This is a genomic window from Mesorhizobium sp. UC74_2, from assembly GCF_042701485.1.
Taxonomy (GTDB): domain Bacteria; phylum Pseudomonadota; class Alphaproteobacteria; order Rhizobiales; family Rhizobiaceae; genus Mesorhizobium.
This window is the reverse complement of the sequence record NZ_CP170562.1, coordinates 5,395,732-5,411,028: the sequence shown is the minus strand read 5'-3', so window position 1 is coordinate 5,411,028 and position 15,297 is coordinate 5,395,732. Positions and strand designations below refer to the sequence as shown.

The 15,297-nt window shown below is 62.5% G+C and carries 18 protein-coding genes; 9 read left to right on the top strand and 9 right to left on the bottom strand.

The window, feature by feature from the left end; all coding sequences use genetic code 11:
- Positions 1-10: 10 nt before the first annotated feature.
- The gene (gene dapE, locus ACFJIU_RS26335; RefSeq protein ID WP_379064944.1) at positions 11-1,198 is read right to left on the bottom strand and encodes a succinyl-diaminopimelate desuccinylase; all 1,188 of its coding nucleotides are present in this window, start codon (positions 1,196-1,198) and stop codon (positions 11-13) included.
- A 139-nt stretch (positions 1,199-1,337) separates the two neighbouring features.
- On the opposite strand from dapE, the gene ACFJIU_RS26330 reads away from it, so the two are divergent.
- Positions 1,338-2,357 carry a 2-dehydropantoate 2-reductase gene (locus ACFJIU_RS26330; RefSeq protein ID WP_379064942.1) on the top strand — a complete coding sequence of 340 codons (1,020 nt, stop codon included), beginning with the start codon at positions 1,338-1,340 and terminating at the stop codon, positions 2,355-2,357.
- Positions 2,358-2,375: 18 nt separating this feature from the next.
- On the opposite strand, the gene ACFJIU_RS26325 is transcribed toward ACFJIU_RS26330, so the two are convergent.
- From ACFJIU_RS26325 to dapD, 3 genes are all read right to left on the bottom strand, one after another.
- The gene (locus tag ACFJIU_RS26325) at positions 2,376-3,476 is read right to left on the bottom strand and encodes a diguanylate cyclase domain-containing protein (protein ID WP_379064940.1); all 1,101 of its coding nucleotides are present in this window, start codon (positions 3,474-3,476) and stop codon (positions 2,376-2,378) included.
- 189 nt (positions 3,477-3,665) lie between these two features.
- Complete coding sequence (locus ACFJIU_RS26320) at positions 3,666-4,025, bottom strand: DUF805 domain-containing protein (protein ID WP_165358119.1); 360 nt, start codon at positions 4,023-4,025, stop codon at positions 3,666-3,668.
- An 11-nt stretch (positions 4,026-4,036) separates the two neighbouring features.
- Positions 4,037-4,891, bottom strand: a complete 855-nt coding sequence (gene dapD, locus ACFJIU_RS26315) for a 2,3,4,5-tetrahydropyridine-2,6-dicarboxylate N-succinyltransferase (protein WP_379064938.1) — start codon at positions 4,889-4,891, stop codon at positions 4,037-4,039.
- Between the two features lie 139 nt (positions 4,892-5,030).
- On the opposite strand from dapD, the gene ACFJIU_RS26310 reads away from it, so the two are divergent.
- The gene (locus ACFJIU_RS26310; protein WP_326892973.1) at positions 5,031-5,870 is read left to right on the top strand and encodes an LOG family protein; all 840 of its coding nucleotides are present in this window, start codon (positions 5,031-5,033) and stop codon (positions 5,868-5,870) included.
- Here the strand turns inward: ACFJIU_RS26310 and ACFJIU_RS26305 are convergent.
- The gene (locus tag ACFJIU_RS26305; RefSeq protein ID WP_379064936.1) at positions 5,858-6,739 is read right to left on the bottom strand and encodes a DUF817 domain-containing protein; all 882 of its coding nucleotides are present in this window, start codon (positions 6,737-6,739) and stop codon (positions 5,858-5,860) included. The genes ACFJIU_RS26310 and ACFJIU_RS26305 overlap by 13 nt on opposite strands.
- Before the next feature lie 2 nt (positions 6,740-6,741).
- The gene (locus ACFJIU_RS26300; protein ID WP_379064934.1) at positions 6,742-7,443 is read right to left on the bottom strand and encodes a pyrimidine 5'-nucleotidase; all 702 of its coding nucleotides are present in this window, start codon (positions 7,441-7,443) and stop codon (positions 6,742-6,744) included.
- A gap of 165 nt (positions 7,444-7,608) precedes the next feature.
- On the opposite strand from ACFJIU_RS26300, the gene ACFJIU_RS26295 reads away from it, so the two are divergent.
- Positions 7,609-8,364 (top strand): GGDEF domain-containing protein, encoded by a 756-nt coding sequence (locus tag ACFJIU_RS26295; protein WP_379064932.1) that lies wholly within the window; start codon positions 7,609-7,611, stop codon positions 8,362-8,364.
- A gap of 12 nt (positions 8,365-8,376) precedes the next feature.
- On the opposite strand, the gene ACFJIU_RS26290 is transcribed toward ACFJIU_RS26295, so the two are convergent.
- On the bottom strand, positions 8,377-8,532 hold the full coding sequence (locus tag ACFJIU_RS26290; protein ID WP_165358117.1) for a hypothetical protein: 156 nt from the start codon (positions 8,530-8,532) through the stop codon (positions 8,377-8,379).
- Positions 8,533-8,625: 93 nt separating this feature from the next.
- Here ACFJIU_RS26290 and ACFJIU_RS26285 point away from each other — a divergent pair, with 93 nt between their 5' ends.
- Positions 8,626-9,114, top strand: coding sequence for a MarR family winged helix-turn-helix transcriptional regulator (locus ACFJIU_RS26285; RefSeq protein WP_379064930.1), 489 nt, complete (start codon positions 8,626-8,628; stop codon positions 9,112-9,114).
- A 31-nt stretch (positions 9,115-9,145) separates the two neighbouring features.
- On the opposite strand, the gene argB is transcribed toward ACFJIU_RS26285, so the two are convergent.
- A complete protein-coding gene (gene argB / locus ACFJIU_RS26280) occupies positions 9,146-10,039 on the bottom strand; it encodes an acetylglutamate kinase (protein ID WP_379064928.1) in 894 nt (297 codons plus the stop codon).
- A 152-nt stretch (positions 10,040-10,191) separates the two neighbouring features.
- Here argB and ACFJIU_RS26275 point away from each other — a divergent pair, with 152 nt between their 5' ends.
- Positions 10,192-10,815, top strand: a complete 624-nt coding sequence (locus tag ACFJIU_RS26275) for a class I SAM-dependent methyltransferase (protein ID WP_379064924.1) — start codon at positions 10,192-10,194, stop codon at positions 10,813-10,815.
- A gap of 5 nt (positions 10,816-10,820) precedes the next feature.
- Here the strand turns inward: ACFJIU_RS26275 and ACFJIU_RS26270 are convergent, their stop codons facing one another.
- The gene (locus ACFJIU_RS26270; RefSeq protein ID WP_379064922.1) at positions 10,821-12,317 is read right to left on the bottom strand and encodes an amidase; all 1,497 of its coding nucleotides are present in this window, start codon (positions 12,315-12,317) and stop codon (positions 10,821-10,823) included.
- Between the two features lie 224 nt (positions 12,318-12,541).
- On the opposite strand from ACFJIU_RS26270, the gene ACFJIU_RS26265 reads away from it, so the two are divergent.
- The 4 genes from ACFJIU_RS26265 to msrB all read left to right on the top strand — a co-directional run bounded on the left by ACFJIU_RS26265 (position 12,542) and on the right by msrB (position 15,219).
- A complete protein-coding gene (locus ACFJIU_RS26265) occupies positions 12,542-13,081 on the top strand; it encodes a sigma-70 family RNA polymerase sigma factor (protein ID WP_379064920.1) in 540 nt (179 codons plus the stop codon).
- The gene (locus tag ACFJIU_RS26260; RefSeq protein WP_379064918.1) at positions 13,078-13,791 is read left to right on the top strand and encodes an anti-sigma factor domain-containing protein; all 714 of its coding nucleotides are present in this window, start codon (positions 13,078-13,080) and stop codon (positions 13,789-13,791) included. The genes ACFJIU_RS26265 and ACFJIU_RS26260 overlap by 4 nt, the downstream gene beginning before the upstream one ends.
- Positions 13,792-13,994: 203 nt before the next feature.
- Positions 13,995-14,552 carry a fasciclin domain-containing protein gene (locus ACFJIU_RS26255; RefSeq protein ID WP_129412269.1) on the top strand — a complete coding sequence of 186 codons (558 nt, stop codon included), beginning with the start codon at positions 13,995-13,997 and terminating at the stop codon, positions 14,550-14,552.
- A gap of 166 nt (positions 14,553-14,718) precedes the next feature.
- The gene (msrB, locus tag ACFJIU_RS26250) at positions 14,719-15,219 is read left to right on the top strand and encodes a peptide-methionine (R)-S-oxide reductase MsrB (protein ID WP_379064916.1); all 501 of its coding nucleotides are present in this window, start codon (positions 14,719-14,721) and stop codon (positions 15,217-15,219) included.
- Positions 15,220-15,297: the final 78 nt, after the last annotated feature.

Here is a 15,297-nt window from a genome sequence, read left to right as displayed (position 1 = left end):
CGCGGCCTGCTTACCCGAACCAGTCCTCGATGAAACGCTGATAGATCACGGTCAGCGTTTCGAGATCGTCCAGTGCCACGCGCTCGTCCACCATATGCATGGTCTGGCCAACCAGGCCGAATTCGACCACCGGGCAATAGTCCTTGATGAAGCGGGCATCGGATGTACCACCTGACGTCGACAGCTGCGGCTTGCGGCCGGTGACGGCGGCAACCGAGCCGCTGAGCGTGTCGATCAGCTTGTCGTCGCGCGTCAGGAAGACATGGCTCGGCCGATCCTTCCACACGAGTTCGAAGTCGATCGGCTCCTTGCGGCCCTTGCGGTATTTCTTGCGACCGCTGGCGGCGTCGAGCCTGTTGTGGATTTCGGCCTGCACCGTTTCCGCATCCCAGGTGTCATTGAAACGGATGTTGAAGGTGGCGCTTGCCTTGGCCGGAATGACATTGGTGGCTGGGTTGCCGACGTCGATCGACGTGACTTCCAGATTGGTCGGCTGAAAATCCTTCGTGCCCTTGTCGAAGACGGGATTGAGCAGCGCGTCGGCGAGCGTCATCAGGCCGCGCACCGGATTGTCGGCAAGATGTGGATAAGCGACGTGGCCCTGGCGGCCGTTGACGGTCACCGTTCCCGACAGAGAGCCGCGGCGACCGATCTTGATCATGTCGCCGAGCACGTTCGGGTTGGTGGGTTCGCCAACGATCGAGGCATCCCACTTTTCGCCCTTGGCGGTGGCCCACTCCAGGAGCTTCACGGTGCCGTTGATCGAAGGGCCTTCCTCGTCACCGGTGATCAGCAGCGAAACCGAACCCTTCGGAGCGCCTTTCGCCGCGATATGGCGGGCGAGTGCGGCAATGAAGCAGGCGATGCCGCCCTTCATGTCAACCGCACCGCGGCCATACATCTCGCCGTTGGCGATCGCTGCCGAGAAAGGCGGATGCGTCCACGCCGCTTCATCACCGACAGGCACCACATCGGTATGTCCGGCGAACATCAGATGTGGGCCATTGCCGGAGCGCCGCGCGTAGAGGTTCTCGACGTCGGGCGTGCCGTCTTCCTGGAACACCGGGCGCTCAATGGCGAAGCCGAGCGGCCTCAACATGGCTTCCAGAGCCGACAGGGCACCACCTTCCGCCGGTGTCACCGACGGGCAACGGATAAGGGCGGCGAGATTCTGGGCGGGATCGGTCGGCAGGGTCATGTGCGCAGCGTTATTCCAAAGATGGGATCGTGTCACGGCCCTTGAAGTGGGAGGGCCTGCGGTTCTTGGCAAGCCTGCTTGATCTGGTCAACAATAGGCCGACGGCCACTTAGCCGCCGTGCCTTGCTCGGAGATTGCGATGACATTGCGTGACGCATCCGTTGTTGTCGCCGGCGCCGGCAGCATCGGCTGCTACGCCGGAGGATGCCTGGCACTGGCGGGACGGAAGGTGACGCTGCTGGTCCGGCCACGAATAGAGCAGGCCCTGCTGCGCGGCGGCCTGCGTGTCACCGATCTCGAAAAGCGCGACCGGCGGCTGAGCCAGGCCGCTTTTGTCGTCGAGACGGGTGCTGAAGCGGCGCTCAAAGGTGCGGACATCGTTCTCGTCACCACCAAGAGCGGCGCGACGGAAGAGATCGGCAGACAGATCGCGGCGTACGCGCCCGCCCACGCAATCGTTGTCAGCTTGCAGAACGGTGTCGACAATGCCGACCGGTTGGCCTCGACCGTGGACGGCAGACAGGTACTTGCCGGCATGGTGCCTTTCAATGTCGTGCAGCAGGATGGCGAGACCCCCTTCAGGGTGCACCGCGCCAGTGCGGGAACCGTCCTGATCGAGAGCGGTACACCGGGGATCTCAACCCTCCTGAATGTCGAAGGCTTCGCAACGGTCGCGCATGATGACATGCGGTCGGTGCAGTGGGGCAAGCTGCTGTTCAATCTCAACAACGCGCTCGTGGCGCTGTCCGATCTGCCTTTGGCCACCGAACTGACGGATCGTCGCTGGCGCTTGCTTCTGGCCGCGCAGATCGACGAGGCGCGGGCGGCGATGAAGGCAGTGGGCATCAGGCCGGGTCGGGTTGCCGGCCCGCCGCCAGCGCTGCTGCCGACGATCCTGCGGTTGCCGAACTTCGTTTTCCTGCGCCTGGCCAGGCGCATGCTGGCGATCGATCCGCAGGCGCGTTCGTCGATGTGGGAGGATCTGCAACAGCGTCGCAGGACGGAAATCGACGAGTTGCAAGGCGCGATCCTGCGGCTTGCCGCAAGGAGCGGAGTACGGGTACCGTTGGTCGAGCGCATTACTGCCTTGGTGCGGGAGGCAGAGGAGCGAGGCCAAGGGTCGCCGAAATTGACGGCCGATGCCATCGCGCAGGTTTAGCTGCCGGGATCACTGTTTTCAGGAAGCGCTGGGCAGATGTGCCCGATGCCGGCCCTTTCCGGCGCGCTTGGCTTCGTAGAGCGCGAGGTCGGAGCAGGTCAGCAGCTGTTCCGCAGTGTCGCCATCCATCGGCGCCCGCGCACTGCCGACGCTGAGACCGATATAGGCCGCGGCAGCAACGTCGATGTCGAAAGGTTCGGAAATCGTGTCGATCGCCCTCTTGGCGAGGTGGGCGGCTTCGATTTCCGATGTTGCAGGCAAAAGCACGACGAACTCGTCGCCGCCGATCCGGAACACCATGTCGGTGGAACGGAAGGTCCTTCTCAGCCTTTCTCCAACGAGACGCAGCAGCCGGTCGCCAGCTGTGTGGCCGTGGTTGTCGTTGATGTATTTGAAGCCGTCGAGATCCATGCTGAGCACGACGAACGGTTTGCCGCCATTGGCCGCCTGTGCGGCCAACTGGCTGCACATCCGATGCAGTTCTTCCTGCATGAGGATGCGGTTGGGCAGACCCGTCAGCGCATCTCTTACCGCCAGGTCCCGGTTGTCGAGTTCCGCCCGGATCATGCGCACGCTGATGGCGTGGTTGTGCACGAGGACACCGATGATGCCGGCGACATAGAACGGCATCTGCAGGCCGACCACCCACATGCCGGATTGCGGTGAAACCAGCGCGCCGACCATGAAGGGCAAGCTGACCAGCAGCATCACCAGGATGGCATAACGCGGCGTCGCGGCATTGCGTGAGGAGACGACACCGACAACGCCGGCAACGTTCAGCCCGGCCAGCACCGAAAGAACCAGGTTTTCGCTTGCGATGCAGCCGAAGCAGCCGAGGCCGAAGACCGCTGACCAGACGCCCCCCGCTGTCATGAGCGCACCGAGAGGCGGGTTTTCGCCATGCCGCCGCGCCAGTTCGCAGCGCAGGATCAGCGTGAACCGCACCACCAGCAGCACAAGCTCGGCGGCGATCCATAACCATGGCCACCAGGCGCCCGTCAGCACGATTGTCGTCCCGGCGAGCACGAGCACGCTCAGGCTGGCAAAGAGGATGGCGAACTTGCGATCGTAGGTCGTTTCCAGGAAACGGGAGCGAACAGCCTTGGCCTCGTTCTCCAAGGGGGTCGAGAACCAGTCAAAGAGGCGCGCCGCTTGCCTGGAGAGGCTGCCGAGAACTTTTGTCGGGTCTGACAGTCGTTCCCCCTGAGATGTCGCTACAACATCCGTTCCATCTTGCACGGATCGGCTAAGAATCTCTTAGGATTCCATTATAGCGACAAGAATAGCGGTGAGAATATCGACGTTTCGTCAGGCCGGAGCGTTGGTCTCGCGGCCGTAGCGATTTGCGCCTCGTGTTCCCTGTGGCAGGCAGAGCAGAATAAAGACAATGATGTCGCCGATGATGAAGAACAGGCCATACCAGCCGGTCCTGTCGAAATCATGCAGCCGCTTTGCTGCGAGCGCGAGATGGGACAGGATCAACACGCCGAGCACCACCAGGAACACCGAAGCCCATTGTTCCATCGAGGCCTGATCGGGGGCGGTGTAGAGACGATAGATCGGATAGGAGCGGATGACGTAGAGCAACAGTCCGGCAAGCGCGAAAGCTTGCCGGCTCAGTCGGCCGTTGAATCCGAAAAATGTCCAGAGCGTTTGCTGAAGGCTCACAAAATCACCGTTCAGTCACGCAGCAGTTCGTTGATGGACGTCTTTTCCCGGGTCTTGGCATCGACGCGCTTGACGATCACGGCGCAGTAGAGGCTTGGACCGGGCTCGCCATTCGGCAATGGCTTGCCCGGCAACGAGCCAGCCACCACCACGGCGTTGGCGGGCACTTCACCGTAGAAGACCTCGCCGGTGGCGCGGTCGATGATCTTGGTCGACTTGCCGATGAACACACCCATGCCGAGCACCGCGCCTTCACGCACGATGCAGCCCTCGACCACCTCCGAACGCGCGCCGATGAAGCAATTGTCCTCGATGATGGTCGGGCCGGCCTGCATCGGTTCCAGGACGCCGCCGATGCCGACGCCGCCGGAGAGATGAACATTCTTGCCGATCTGGGCGCAGGAGCCGACGGAGGCCCAGGTGTCGACCATCGTGCCGCTGTCGACATAGGCGCCGACATTGACGAAGGATGGCATCAGCACCGCACCCGGTGCGACATAGGCCGAGCGGCGCACCACCGCGGATGGCACGGCGCGGAACCCGGCCTTTTCGAATTCGAGTGAACCCCAGCCGTCGAACTTCGAGGGGACCTTGTCCCACCAGGAGGCGCCACCGGGAGCACCGGAAATCAGTTCCATCGGCTTCAGGCGGAACGAGAGCAGCACGGCCTTCTTCAGCCACTGATTGACCTTCCACTGGCCATCGGCCTGGCGTTCGGCAACGCGCGCGGTGCCTTTGTCGAGCAGTTCCAGCGCTGATTCGATGGCGTCGCGCACCTCGCCGCGAGTCGCGGTCGAAATGCCGTCGCGCTCCTCGAAAGCCTTGTCGAGGGTCTTTTCAAGGCTCGCCAGATCGGGCTTCGACATCAAATGCTCCGTTACAACGCAGTGAAAGGCAGGCTCTTAACCTGTTTGAAAGCCGCGCGGACCCTATTTGAAGGGAATGTGAGGGTCAATCGCAGCTGCGTCATGGGACGACGCTTGAAAGGGATTTGGACGGGTGGATATGAACCCAATGGAAAAGACGGGCTGGACGCCCCTGCCTCACTCGGACGAAGACCTGGAACGTGCCCGCAGCGTACCCGACACGCCGCAGACACGCGCTTCGACCTATCGTCTCGCCTGGAACGACGAAGAATTCATGACGCGGCGCGAGCTGAGGCCGGTGCGGCTGCAGCTCGAACTGCTGAAGCCGGAGATGATCCTGGCGGAGCGCGGCATCCGCTCCACCGTCATTCTGTTCGGCGGCGCCCGAATTCCGGAGCCCGGTGGCGAGGCCTGGGCCGCCAAGAACGAGACGCAGAAGCGAAACCTCGAAAAGAACAGCCGCTACTATGACGAGGCACGCAAGTTCGCCCGTCTGTGCTCGCAGCATTCGGCTGCGTCCTATTATCGCGAGTTCGTCGTCGTCACCGGTGGCGGGCCAGGCGTGATGGAGGCCGGCAACCGTGGCGCCGACGATGTCGGGGCACCGTCGATCGGCCTCAACATCGTCTTGCCGCATGAACAGGCGCCCAACCCCTACGTAACGCCGGAACTGTGCTTCAACTTCCACTACTTCGCCATCCGCAAGATGCATTTCGTCATGCGGGCAAAGGCCGTGGCGGTTTTCCCTGGCGGTTTCGGCACCATGGACGAGTTCTTCGAGACGCTGACACTGATCCAGACCGGGCGCATGGAGCGCGTGCCGGTGATCCTGTTCGGCAAGGAGTTCTGGCAGCGAGCCATCGATCTGGACTATCTGGCCGAGCAGGGCACCATCACGCCGGGCGACCAGGACATCATCGATTTCGTCGATACCGCCGACGAGGCCTGGGACATTATCCGCCGCTTCTACACACTCTGAGGCGAGGGTTTCGGTTCGATCTCGTCCATCGTTCGCGGCCGGTGCACGAATGTGACCAGAACGAACGAGATGATCATCAGAAGATACCAGGCGCCGAGTTTCTGGATGGAGACCGGCGCCCAACCCTCGTTCTGGTTCGGATAGATCCAGGCGCGTGACCATGTGCCGATGTTCTCGGCGAACCAGATGAACAGCGAGACCAGCAGGAAGCCGAGCAGCAGCGGCATGCGGTGGCGGAAGCGGAAGACGCGGTAGTGCACCGTCGTCCTGAAGAAGAGGACGGCCGTCGCCGCGAACAGGCCGTAGCGGATGTCGACCGTGAAATGATGCGCGAAGAAATTGACATAGATCGCCGCGGCAAGCAGCGCGGTTGCCCATAACGGCGGATAGCGCGTATAGCGCATGTCGAAGATGCGGCTGACGCGTGCCAGGTAGGAACCGACGGCGGCGTACATGAAGCCGGAGAACAACGGCACGCCGCCGATGCGGAAGAAGGCTTCCTCGGGATAGATCCACGATCCGGCCGAGGTCTTGAAGATCTCCATGATCGTGCCGACGACGTGGAAAACCAGGATGACCCTGGCTTCGGACCAGGTTTCCAGCTTGAAGCCGAGCATGGCGAGCTGGATCGCCAGCGCCGCCAGGAACAGGAAATCATAGCGGGCAAGCCAGGCATGATCCGGCCACCAGAATTTGGTGGCCATGATAAGGGCAAGCATTGCTCCGCCGAACAGGCAGGCCCAGCCCTGTTTCAGACCAAAGACGAGGAACTCGATCGCGGCACCCGAAACGCCGCGCGCCGGCAGCCGGTCCAGTACGCGGTGGGCGGCGGCATCGATGAGTGCTTCGACGGAGGTAAATTGCCTCAAATTTACGTTTCGACGATCGTTGAGAGGAAGCCGGCAAGGTCGTCGGTGACATAATCGACGTCGTCGGCGTTGTCGGGGTCACGCTCCCAGATTTCCGAAAAGGTCGGTTCGAAGTTGCGCGGCACCACCAGCACCGTCGTCATGCCGAGCGCTTTCGGCACGGCCAGATTACGGGCCAGATCTTCGAACATCACCGAATTAGGGCCACTGACAGCATGCAGGTTTGCGAATTTCTCGTAGGTCTGGCGCGCCGGCTTCGGCGTCAGCCCTGCTGCGACAATGTCGAAAATATCATCGAAATGGTCGAGGATACCAAGCTGACGCGCCGCGCGCTCGGCATGGCCACGATCGCCATTGGTGAAGATGAATTTGCGCCCCGGCAACTGACGGATCGCCGTTCCCAGCACCGGGTCCGGCACCAGCCAGGAATAGTCGATGTCGTGCACCTTCTCCAGGAAATCGTCCGGATCGATCTGGTGGCGTTCCATCAGGCCGTTCAGCGTGGTGCCATATTCCAGGTAGAGTTCCTTCTGCAGCTTGCGCGCGTCCTCGCGCGACAGCGTGAGAAGCTCCGACACATAGGCCGTCATCTTCGCGTCGATCTGCGAGAATAGATTGGAGTGATGCGGATAGAGCGTGTTGTCGAGGTCGAACACCCAGTCGGTGACATGGGTGAAGCGCGCGGGATCTGGGGATTCGGTCATGGCGCAGTTATCGCATGAAACCAGCGAAGCGGAAGCAGCTTTGTCGATCGTTTTTCGGCGGCGATTGGGGCCAAATTGGCGCGATCGTTCAAATTTTAGCCAGCGCTTAAAGAAGACCTTCAAGTCTAGCCGTCATAAGGCCGCCAGCCGGGAGGGAGGGCAGTTATGACCAGCATAGTCATGCGTTCCGCAGCTGTTGCTGGGGTTGCGGTTCTCGTCTCGCTTGGGGTCATTCTCGCCATCGGCTTTCTGGCCAACGACCTGATCGGTCTTGACTCCTGGATCATCGGCACGGTCTGCCCGTTGCTCATCGCAGGCCCGACAAGCGCCTACATGTTTGCGCAAGGCGACAGGCTGAAGGCAGCGCATCGCGAACTTGCCCGCACCCATGCCCAGCTCGCCGTCGCCCACAGGCGCCTGTCCCACAAGGCCAGTCGCGACGACATGACCGGCATGCTCAACCGCGAGAGTTTTTTCACGGCGATGGAGAGCGCCAAGGAAAGGACCGGCGGCGCACTGCTCATCATCGACGCCGATCATTTCAAGGCGATCAATGACAGCTACGGACACCTCACCGGAGACGAGGCCCTGCTGCTGATCGCCGACGCCATCAAGCGTGCGATGCGCTCTGGCGACGTACTCGGCCGTATCGGCGGCGAGGAATTCGCCGCCTTCCTGCATGGTGCCGACGAACGGGAGGCCGCCCGCATCGCCGAACGCATCCGCACGGAAGTCGAGCTGATCCTGTTCCGGCCGCTGGAGCGCACTGTCCGGTTGACGGTGTCGATCGGCGGGGCGCTCTTCCAGGAAACCATGACATTGCCAGACCTGATGCGCAGCGCGGACCTGCGGCTCTACGAAGCCAAGCGCCGCGGCCGCAACCTGGTGATCGTCGGCAACGCGGTCTCCCGCGCCGCCTGACAGGATCGGGACTCAGAGACCGTAGATGGCGATGCGCAGCAGCACCGCCGCCATCGCCAGTGCAACGATCATGATGCCCATGCCGATCGGCGATCCCCAGCCGTACCATTCCATGGAACGTTCGGCGAAACGCATCTCTTCTTCTCGCGACATCTGTGACTGGGCCATCGGGCTTCTCCTTCTTTAAGGGTTCGACTTGTCGGCATCCCGACTTTCATCTAATGATAAGTCAGTCGAAATGTTCGATAGATTGATAATTAGATGATCGAAATAAATTCGTCAACCGTGAATCGCGACGAACTGCTTGGCGCTCTGCTGAGCGCCATCATGCGCTGGCAGGACGAGACGCAGAGTTTCGACGAAGCGGTGCGCGAAAAAATGAACATCAACAGCGCTGAAGGCCGCTGTCTCAGCCTGCTCTATCACGGGTCGCAGTCCGCGGGCGCCATAGCGCGTGTCTCAGGCCTGACGCCGGCGGCGGTCACGGCGCTGATCGACAGATTGGAGGCGCGCGGCTTTCTGACTCGTACGCGCAGCACCGAGGACAGGCGCAAGGTGGTGGTCGAAGCCACTGAAAAAACGCGGGAGCTGTCGGCACGCTATTATGGCGGCATCGCCCGCGAGGGTGAAAAGATGCTGCGCACCTTCAGCGACGCCGAACTCGGCACGATCCTGGAATTCATGACCGCGGCCGCGGATCTCCAGCACAACGAACTGCGGAAGCTGAAGGCAGGCGAACAGCCAGACTAACGCGTGCAGCGGTTTTGCCGGAACTGCAGCCTTACGGCACGATCAGCGTGCCGGCGCCGTGTTCCGTGAAGAGCTCCAGCAGTACCGAATGCGGCGTCTTGCCATTGAGGATGACGACGCCTTCGACGCCGCGTTCGATCGCCTCGATGCAGGTCTCCACCTTGGGGATCATGCCGCCGGAAACCGTGCCGTCGGCAATCAGTGCCTTGGCTTCCGCCACGGTCAATTCGTCGATGAGTTTCTTGTTCTTGTCGAGCACGCCGGGAACATCGGTCAGGAACAGAAGGCGCTTGGCCTTGACCGCGCCGGCAATGGCACCGGCGAACGTGTCGGCGTTGATGTTGTAGGTGTGGCCGTCGCGGCCGGGCGCCACCGGAGCCAGGACCGGGATCATTTCCGACCGTGCGAGCAGGTCGAGCAGGGTACGGTCGACTTCGACCGGTTCACCGACGAAACCGAGATCGAGCACGCGCTCGATGTTGGAATCCGGGTCCTTGATCGTCTTGTGGGCCTTGCGTGCGAAGACCATGTTGCCGTCTTTGCCGCACAGGCCGATCGCCCACTCGCCTTCGGCGTTGATGAGCGCGACGATCTCCTTGTTGATCGAGCCGGCCAGCACCATTTCGACGATTTCGACGGTCTTTTCGTCGGTGACGCGCAGGCCGCCTTCGAAACGTGACTCGATGCCCATCTTGGTCAGCATGGCCGCGATCTGCGGACCGCCGCCGTGCACGACGATGGGGTTGACGCCGGACTGCTTCAGGAGCGCGATGTCGCGGGCAAAAGCCTTGCCGAGTTCGATGTTGCCCATGGCGTGGCCGCCATACTTCACCACGACCGTCTTGTGCTCGTAACGCTGCATATAGGGCAGCGCCCTCGAGAGCAGCGCGGCCTGCATCTCGGCGTTGGCGGCGGCTTCCGTCATGGCGAATTTCCCGGCTGGCTGGAAAGAAACGGCGAGGTCTTAGCGGGAAATGACGAGAGGGGCAATCGATAGCAGGCGGGCCGTCTTGTTTTGGCCTGCTGTCGGCGTCATCTGTTCGTGAACAGCGGTGAAACCGTCAAGGAGCTGTCACGATGACGGGGTTCGATTCGAAAACCCACTGGCAGGACGTCTATGCCAGCAAGGCGACGACGGCGGTGAGCTGGTACCAGGAGACACCTGCGCCTTCGCTCGATCTGCTGCAGCTGGCGGGTGCCGGACCGGACACCGGCATCATCGATATCGGTGGCGGCGCCTCGATCCTTACGGACACGCTTCTGGCCCTCGGCCACGGCGATCTTTCCGTGCTCGATATCTCACAAGCCGCGCTTGAAGCTGCACGGACGCGTCTCGGCGCTGCGGCGGGCAAGGTCGATTGGATTGTCGCGGACGTCACGCAATGGCGCCCGGAGCGTTCCTACGACATCTGGCACGATCGTGCCGCGTTCCACTTCCTGGTCGAGGAGAACAGCCGGATCGCCTATGTCGAGCGGCTGCGTTCAGCTCTGCCTGCAGGCGGCCATGCCATCATCGGGACCTTTGCACCGGACGGTCCGGAAAAATGCAGCGGCCTGACTGTGCAGCGCTACGATGCGCGATCTCTGGGCGCAGCACTTGGTGCAGGCTTCCGGCTGATCGACAGCAGGCGTTACGACCACCTCACGCCCTGGCACGCGGTACAGCATTTCCACTTCGGCACGTTCCGACGCGAGGCTTGAACTTCCTATTGCGGCACGCGCAACGGCGCGCGCCGTTTCAGCCAGCCGGAAATCGCTTCCATCTGTGCCGCCAGCGACAGCAGCGTCTCTTCGTCGCCGGGACGGCCGGCAGCCTGGATGCCAAGCGGCAGGCCGGCATCGGTGACATGGACCGGCAACGCGATGGAAGGCTGGCCGCTGACGTTCTGGATCGCCGGCCAGTGCGTGAACCACAGGCTCTTGTCGAGCAGTTGCGAGAAGAAGCCCGGAATCCTGAGCAGCCGTGTCAGATGCAGCCTGTCCAGGACGGTTTCGATGAATTCATCGACGCCCTTCGGGCTCATCGCGCCGCAGGCGAGCGGAGGATGCGCGATGATCGGCATCAGCACGGCGTCATATTGGGCGGTTGTGGCGATCAGCTGGCGGCAGGCGGCGTGGAGCCGCTCCAGCAAGGTGTAGGTCTCTCCGCCGGACATCAGTTCACCGAAGCGCCCGAGCAGGCGCGTCGCACGTTCGACATCACCCGCGACCGATCTGCCGTTGCGGGTTTCTTCCATGCGCAGCGATCCGGCAACGGCCGAAGCGACACACATGGCAAAGGCGGTCATGAACGCACGGTCGATCATCGGCAGGTCGATCTCCTCCACCGTGTGGCCGCCTTCGCGCGCGATCGCCACCGCTTTGTCGAGCGCCTGCATCGTTTCGGTCGAGACAGGTAGCCCGAGCGGCGATTTGCGATACACGGCGAGTCGGAGGTTTCCGGGCTGGCGAGCTGCGGCCGCGGCGAAGGTGCCGTGCGGTGGTCGCGCCGCATAGGGTGCGAGCGGGTCGGCACCGTGAGTAAGATCGAGAAGCAGCGCGCTGTCGCGGACAGACCGGGTGACGGCATGGTCGACGACGAAGCCGTACCAGCTCTCCGACGCCAGCGGGGACAGTGGCACGCGACCGCGCGAAGTCTTGAGGCCGACCAGACCTGTGCAGGCGGATGGCACACGGATCGAGCCGCCACCGTCGGACGCATGTGCCACCGGCACGACGCCCGCCGAGACCAGCGCCGACGCACCTCCGGAGGAGCCGCCGGTGGTATGGCGGGTATTCCAGGGGCTGCGGGTGACACCGAAAGCGGCGGATTCCGTCATGAGCCGCAGGCCGTATTCCGGCGTGGTGCTGGTGGCGATCGGGTTGAGACCGGCTGCCAGATAACGCTCGGTCAGAACCGAATTGAAATCAGGCACGAAGGGCGCAACCCGGCTGCCGCCATGCGTCGCGATGCCCTCGATGGCGATGCCGAGGTCCTTGATGGCGAAAGGCACACCAGCCAGTGGCAGGGTGCGGTCGATCGTTTTCGCCCGTTTTCTGGCGGCATCGTAGAGCGGTTCCACTATGGCGTTGATGTCACCGCGCGTCGCCTCGGCGCGCGCTATGGCGGCATCGGCCAGTTCGAGCGGCGACAGCTCGCCGTTGCGGATCAGGGCCGCCAGGCCAATTGCGTCGTTCTCCCATAGCGTCCGCTCGACAGACATGCAGCCCTCCCAAGCCGATGGAAAAAGGCGATCGGGCCGGCGTTGCCTTTGCAATTGGCGTCGAACCGGAACCGGATCTGCTCCACTAGAGCATTTTGTAGCCAAGTGGAATCACTTGGCGTCACAAAAATGCAACGAAAACAAAAACTTAGAGCGTTTCCGCGTTTCCGTGAAAAACGGAAACGCTCTAGGCAAGGCGCGGCGGCCATCATAGTCTGGCGCCGATGACGCCACAGGACATCGCCAGACTGATCGTTCGGACCTCGTTGAAGGACCGGGCAGCGTTCGATCTGCTCTACCGGCAGACGAGCGCGAAACTTTTCGGCGTCTGCCTGCGTGTCTTGAGCGATCGCGCGGAGGCCGAGGAGGCGTTGCAGGAGGTGTTCGTCAAGGTCTGGACGAAAGCCGACCGTTTCGCCGTCTCGGAGCTGAGCGCGATGTCGTGGCTGATCGCGGTGGCCCGCAACCATGCCATCGACCGCATCAGGGTGCGGCGCAGGCCGGCTGTCGATATCGACGCCGCGCTTGAGGTGGCCGATCCGGCGCCGGGTCCCGAGGCAATGGCGATGGCGGGCGGCGAAGCCGACCGTATCCATCGCTGCCTGGAAGAGCTTGAACAGGATAGGGCGGATGCCGTGCGGGGTGCCTATCTCAAGGGAGAGAGTTATGCCGAACTCGCGGAGCGCCATGGCGTTCCGCTCAACACGATGCGGACCTGGCTGCGACGCAGCCTGATCAGATTGCGGGAATGCCTGGAGCGATGAGCGAAAGCGATCATATCGGACCGGAACGCGACGACGACGCGCTTGCCGCGGAGTATGTGCTCGGCGTGCTTTCGGCGGACGAACGGCAGGCGATCGCACAGCGGGTCGAACAGGATCCTGCCTTCGCACGATTGGTCCATGCCTGGGAGGGGCGGCTTTCACCGCTTGCTGCCGGCTATGCCGAGGTGGAGGCGCCGGCCTCGGTGAAAGCAGCGATCGATCGCAGGCTGTTTTCGAGCGGTGCCGAGCGGCAGGATAGAGGCAGCCTCTGGTCCAGCCTTGCCTTCTGGCGGGGCCTGGCTGCTGCGGCCCTCGCCGCGCTGGTGCTTGCCATCGCTGTTCCGTATCTCGGTGCGCCGTCTGCGCCGCCGCAGGCGGAACTGGTTGCGTCGCTTGCCGGCGAAGGCAGCGATGTGCGCTATGTCGCGGTCTATGACGGGGTTCGCAACGAGGTGCGGCTGTCGCGCCTTTCCGGTCAGCTGGCAGCGGACAAGGATTTCGAACTCTGGCTGATCGAGGGAACGAATGCACCGGTCTCCGTCGGTGTCGTCCCCGCCGGTGCCACCGCACAATTGAACCCATCCGCAGTTGTTCAAGAGAGGCTGGCGCAAGGCGCGGTTCTCGCCATCAGCCTCGAGCCGAAAGGCGGTTCGCCGACCGGGCAGCCGACGGGACCCGTGGTTGCAGCCGGCGACCTGAAGGACATCTGATCCGACCGGAGCGTTTCCGCTTTTATGGAAACGCGGGAATGCTCCAACTCTTTGTTTTCACGGAATTTCGGGCAGAAAACCGCTACGCACTTTTCCTGGGCTTGCTCCAGCGCAGAAAAAAATCCGAACGGCTGAAACTCGCAAGGATCGCGTCCCGTATCTCCTCGTGTCCCCAAGAGGGTTGAACCAGAGGAGATTGAGACATGCACAAGATCACCAAGCTGCTGTTCGCAGGTACCGTGGCCATATCCGCACTCGCCGGCATCGCCTATGCCAAGAACCCGATGGTCGGCGGCGCGCCGATGTATGCCGAGAAGAACATCGTCGAGAACGCGGTCAATTCGAAGGATCACACCACGCTGGTTGCCGCGGTCAAGGCCGCGGGCCTGGTCGAGACCCTTCAGGGCAAGGGCCCGTTCACGGTCTTCGCACCGACCAATGAGGCTTTTGCGGCTCTGCCCAAGGGCACGGTCGAAACCCTGCTGAAGCCGGAAAACAAGGACAAGCTCACCAAGATCCTCACCTGTCACGTCGTTGCCGCCAAGGCGATGTCGGCCGATGTCGCCAAGATGGTCAAGGCTGATGGCGGCGCGCACAAGGTCAAGACCGCCGGCGGCTGCGAGCTGACGCTGAAGGAAAAGGGCGGCAAGGTCACCGTGACCGACGAAAGCGGCAACGTCGCCCATGTCACCATCGCCGATGTCGAACAGTCGAACGGCGTCATCCACGTCATCGACAAGGTCCTGCTTCCCAAGATGTAACGGCAGGCCGGTTTCCGGCGAAAAGCGGAAGAAGGCATGGCGGCCGCACGTTGGTCCTCCCAGACTGGCGTGCGGCTGCTCTCATTTCAGCCCCGACCGAACCACAAGACAACGTGATTTCACGACGGACGCTGGAGCAGGCAGGATAGTAAAAAGGATACGACTTATGGATCGGCGTGACCTTCTTCTTGGCACCGTAGCCGTTGTGACGGCCGGAGTTGGCGCCTGGGCTTTCTCGCGCCTCGGCGGCACGCAACCGGCGCGGGCCGAAACCTTCGAAGTCCAGAAGACCGATGCTGAATGGAAAACCAAACTGACGCCCGAGCAATATGCCGTGCTGCGCCAGGAGGATACGGAGTATCCGGGCACCAGCCCGCTGCTCAACGAGCACCGCAAGGGTGTCTTTGCCTGCGCCGGCTGCGACCTGCCGCTTTATGCGTCCGAGACGAAATTCGATTCAGGCACCGGTTGGCCGAGCTTCTGGCAGGCCTTGCCGAATGCCATCGGCACGCATGAAGACAGGACACTCGGCATGGTCCGGGTGGAATGCCATTGCCGTCGCTGCGGCGGTCATCTTGGCCATATCTTCGACGATGGCCCACCACCCACCGGCAAACGCCATTGCATCAACGGCGTTGCCCTGAACTTCCAGGCCGCGGCTGCCTGACCGTTTCCAGGCGGGGGACAATCCCAGGAAATGTGTGCGACGGTTTTCCGTCCGGAAAGCGTCTCCGTGAGGAAACGG

Bases quoted from the DNA above. Each gene is read 5' to 3' on its own strand.
- dapE (WP_379064944.1), bottom strand. From the start codon at position 1,198: ATGACCCTGCCGACCGATCCCGCCCAGAATCTCGCCGCCCTTATCCGT.
- ACFJIU_RS26330 (WP_379064942.1), top strand. From the start codon at position 1,338: ATGACATTGCGTGACGCATCCGTTGTTGTCGCCGGCGCCGGCAGCATC.
- dapD (WP_379064938.1), bottom strand. From the start codon at position 4,891: ATGTCGAAGCCCGATCTGGCGAGCCTTGAAAAGACCCTCGACAAGGCT.
- ACFJIU_RS26310 (WP_326892973.1), top strand. From the start codon at position 5,031: ATGAACCCAATGGAAAAGACGGGCTGGACGCCCCTGCCTCACTCGGAC.
- ACFJIU_RS26300 (WP_379064934.1), bottom strand. From the start codon at position 7,443: ATGACCGAATCCCCAGATCCCGCGCGCTTCACCCATGTCACCGACTGG.
- ACFJIU_RS26295 (WP_379064932.1), top strand. From the start codon at position 7,609: ATGACCAGCATAGTCATGCGTTCCGCAGCTGTTGCTGGGGTTGCGGTT.
- ACFJIU_RS26290 (WP_165358117.1), bottom strand. From the start codon at position 8,532: ATGGCCCAGTCACAGATGTCGCGAGAAGAAGAGATGCGTTTCGCCGAA.
- ACFJIU_RS26285 (WP_379064930.1), top strand. From the start codon at position 8,626: ATGATCGAAATAAATTCGTCAACCGTGAATCGCGACGAACTGCTTGGC.
- argB (WP_379064928.1), bottom strand. From the start codon at position 10,039: ATGACGGAAGCCGCCGCCAACGCCGAGATGCAGGCCGCGCTGCTCTCG.
- ACFJIU_RS26275 (WP_379064924.1), top strand. From the start codon at position 10,192: ATGACGGGGTTCGATTCGAAAACCCACTGGCAGGACGTCTATGCCAGC.
- ACFJIU_RS26270 (WP_379064922.1), bottom strand. From the start codon at position 12,317: ATGTCTGTCGAGCGGACGCTATGGGAGAACGACGCAATTGGCCTGGCG.
- ACFJIU_RS26265 (WP_379064920.1), top strand. From the start codon at position 12,542: ATGACGCCACAGGACATCGCCAGACTGATCGTTCGGACCTCGTTGAAG.
- ACFJIU_RS26260 (WP_379064918.1), top strand. From the start codon at position 13,078: ATGAGCGAAAGCGATCATATCGGACCGGAACGCGACGACGACGCGCTT.
- ACFJIU_RS26255 (WP_129412269.1), top strand. From the start codon at position 13,995: ATGCACAAGATCACCAAGCTGCTGTTCGCAGGTACCGTGGCCATATCC.
- msrB (WP_379064916.1), top strand. From the start codon at position 14,719: ATGGATCGGCGTGACCTTCTTCTTGGCACCGTAGCCGTTGTGACGGCC.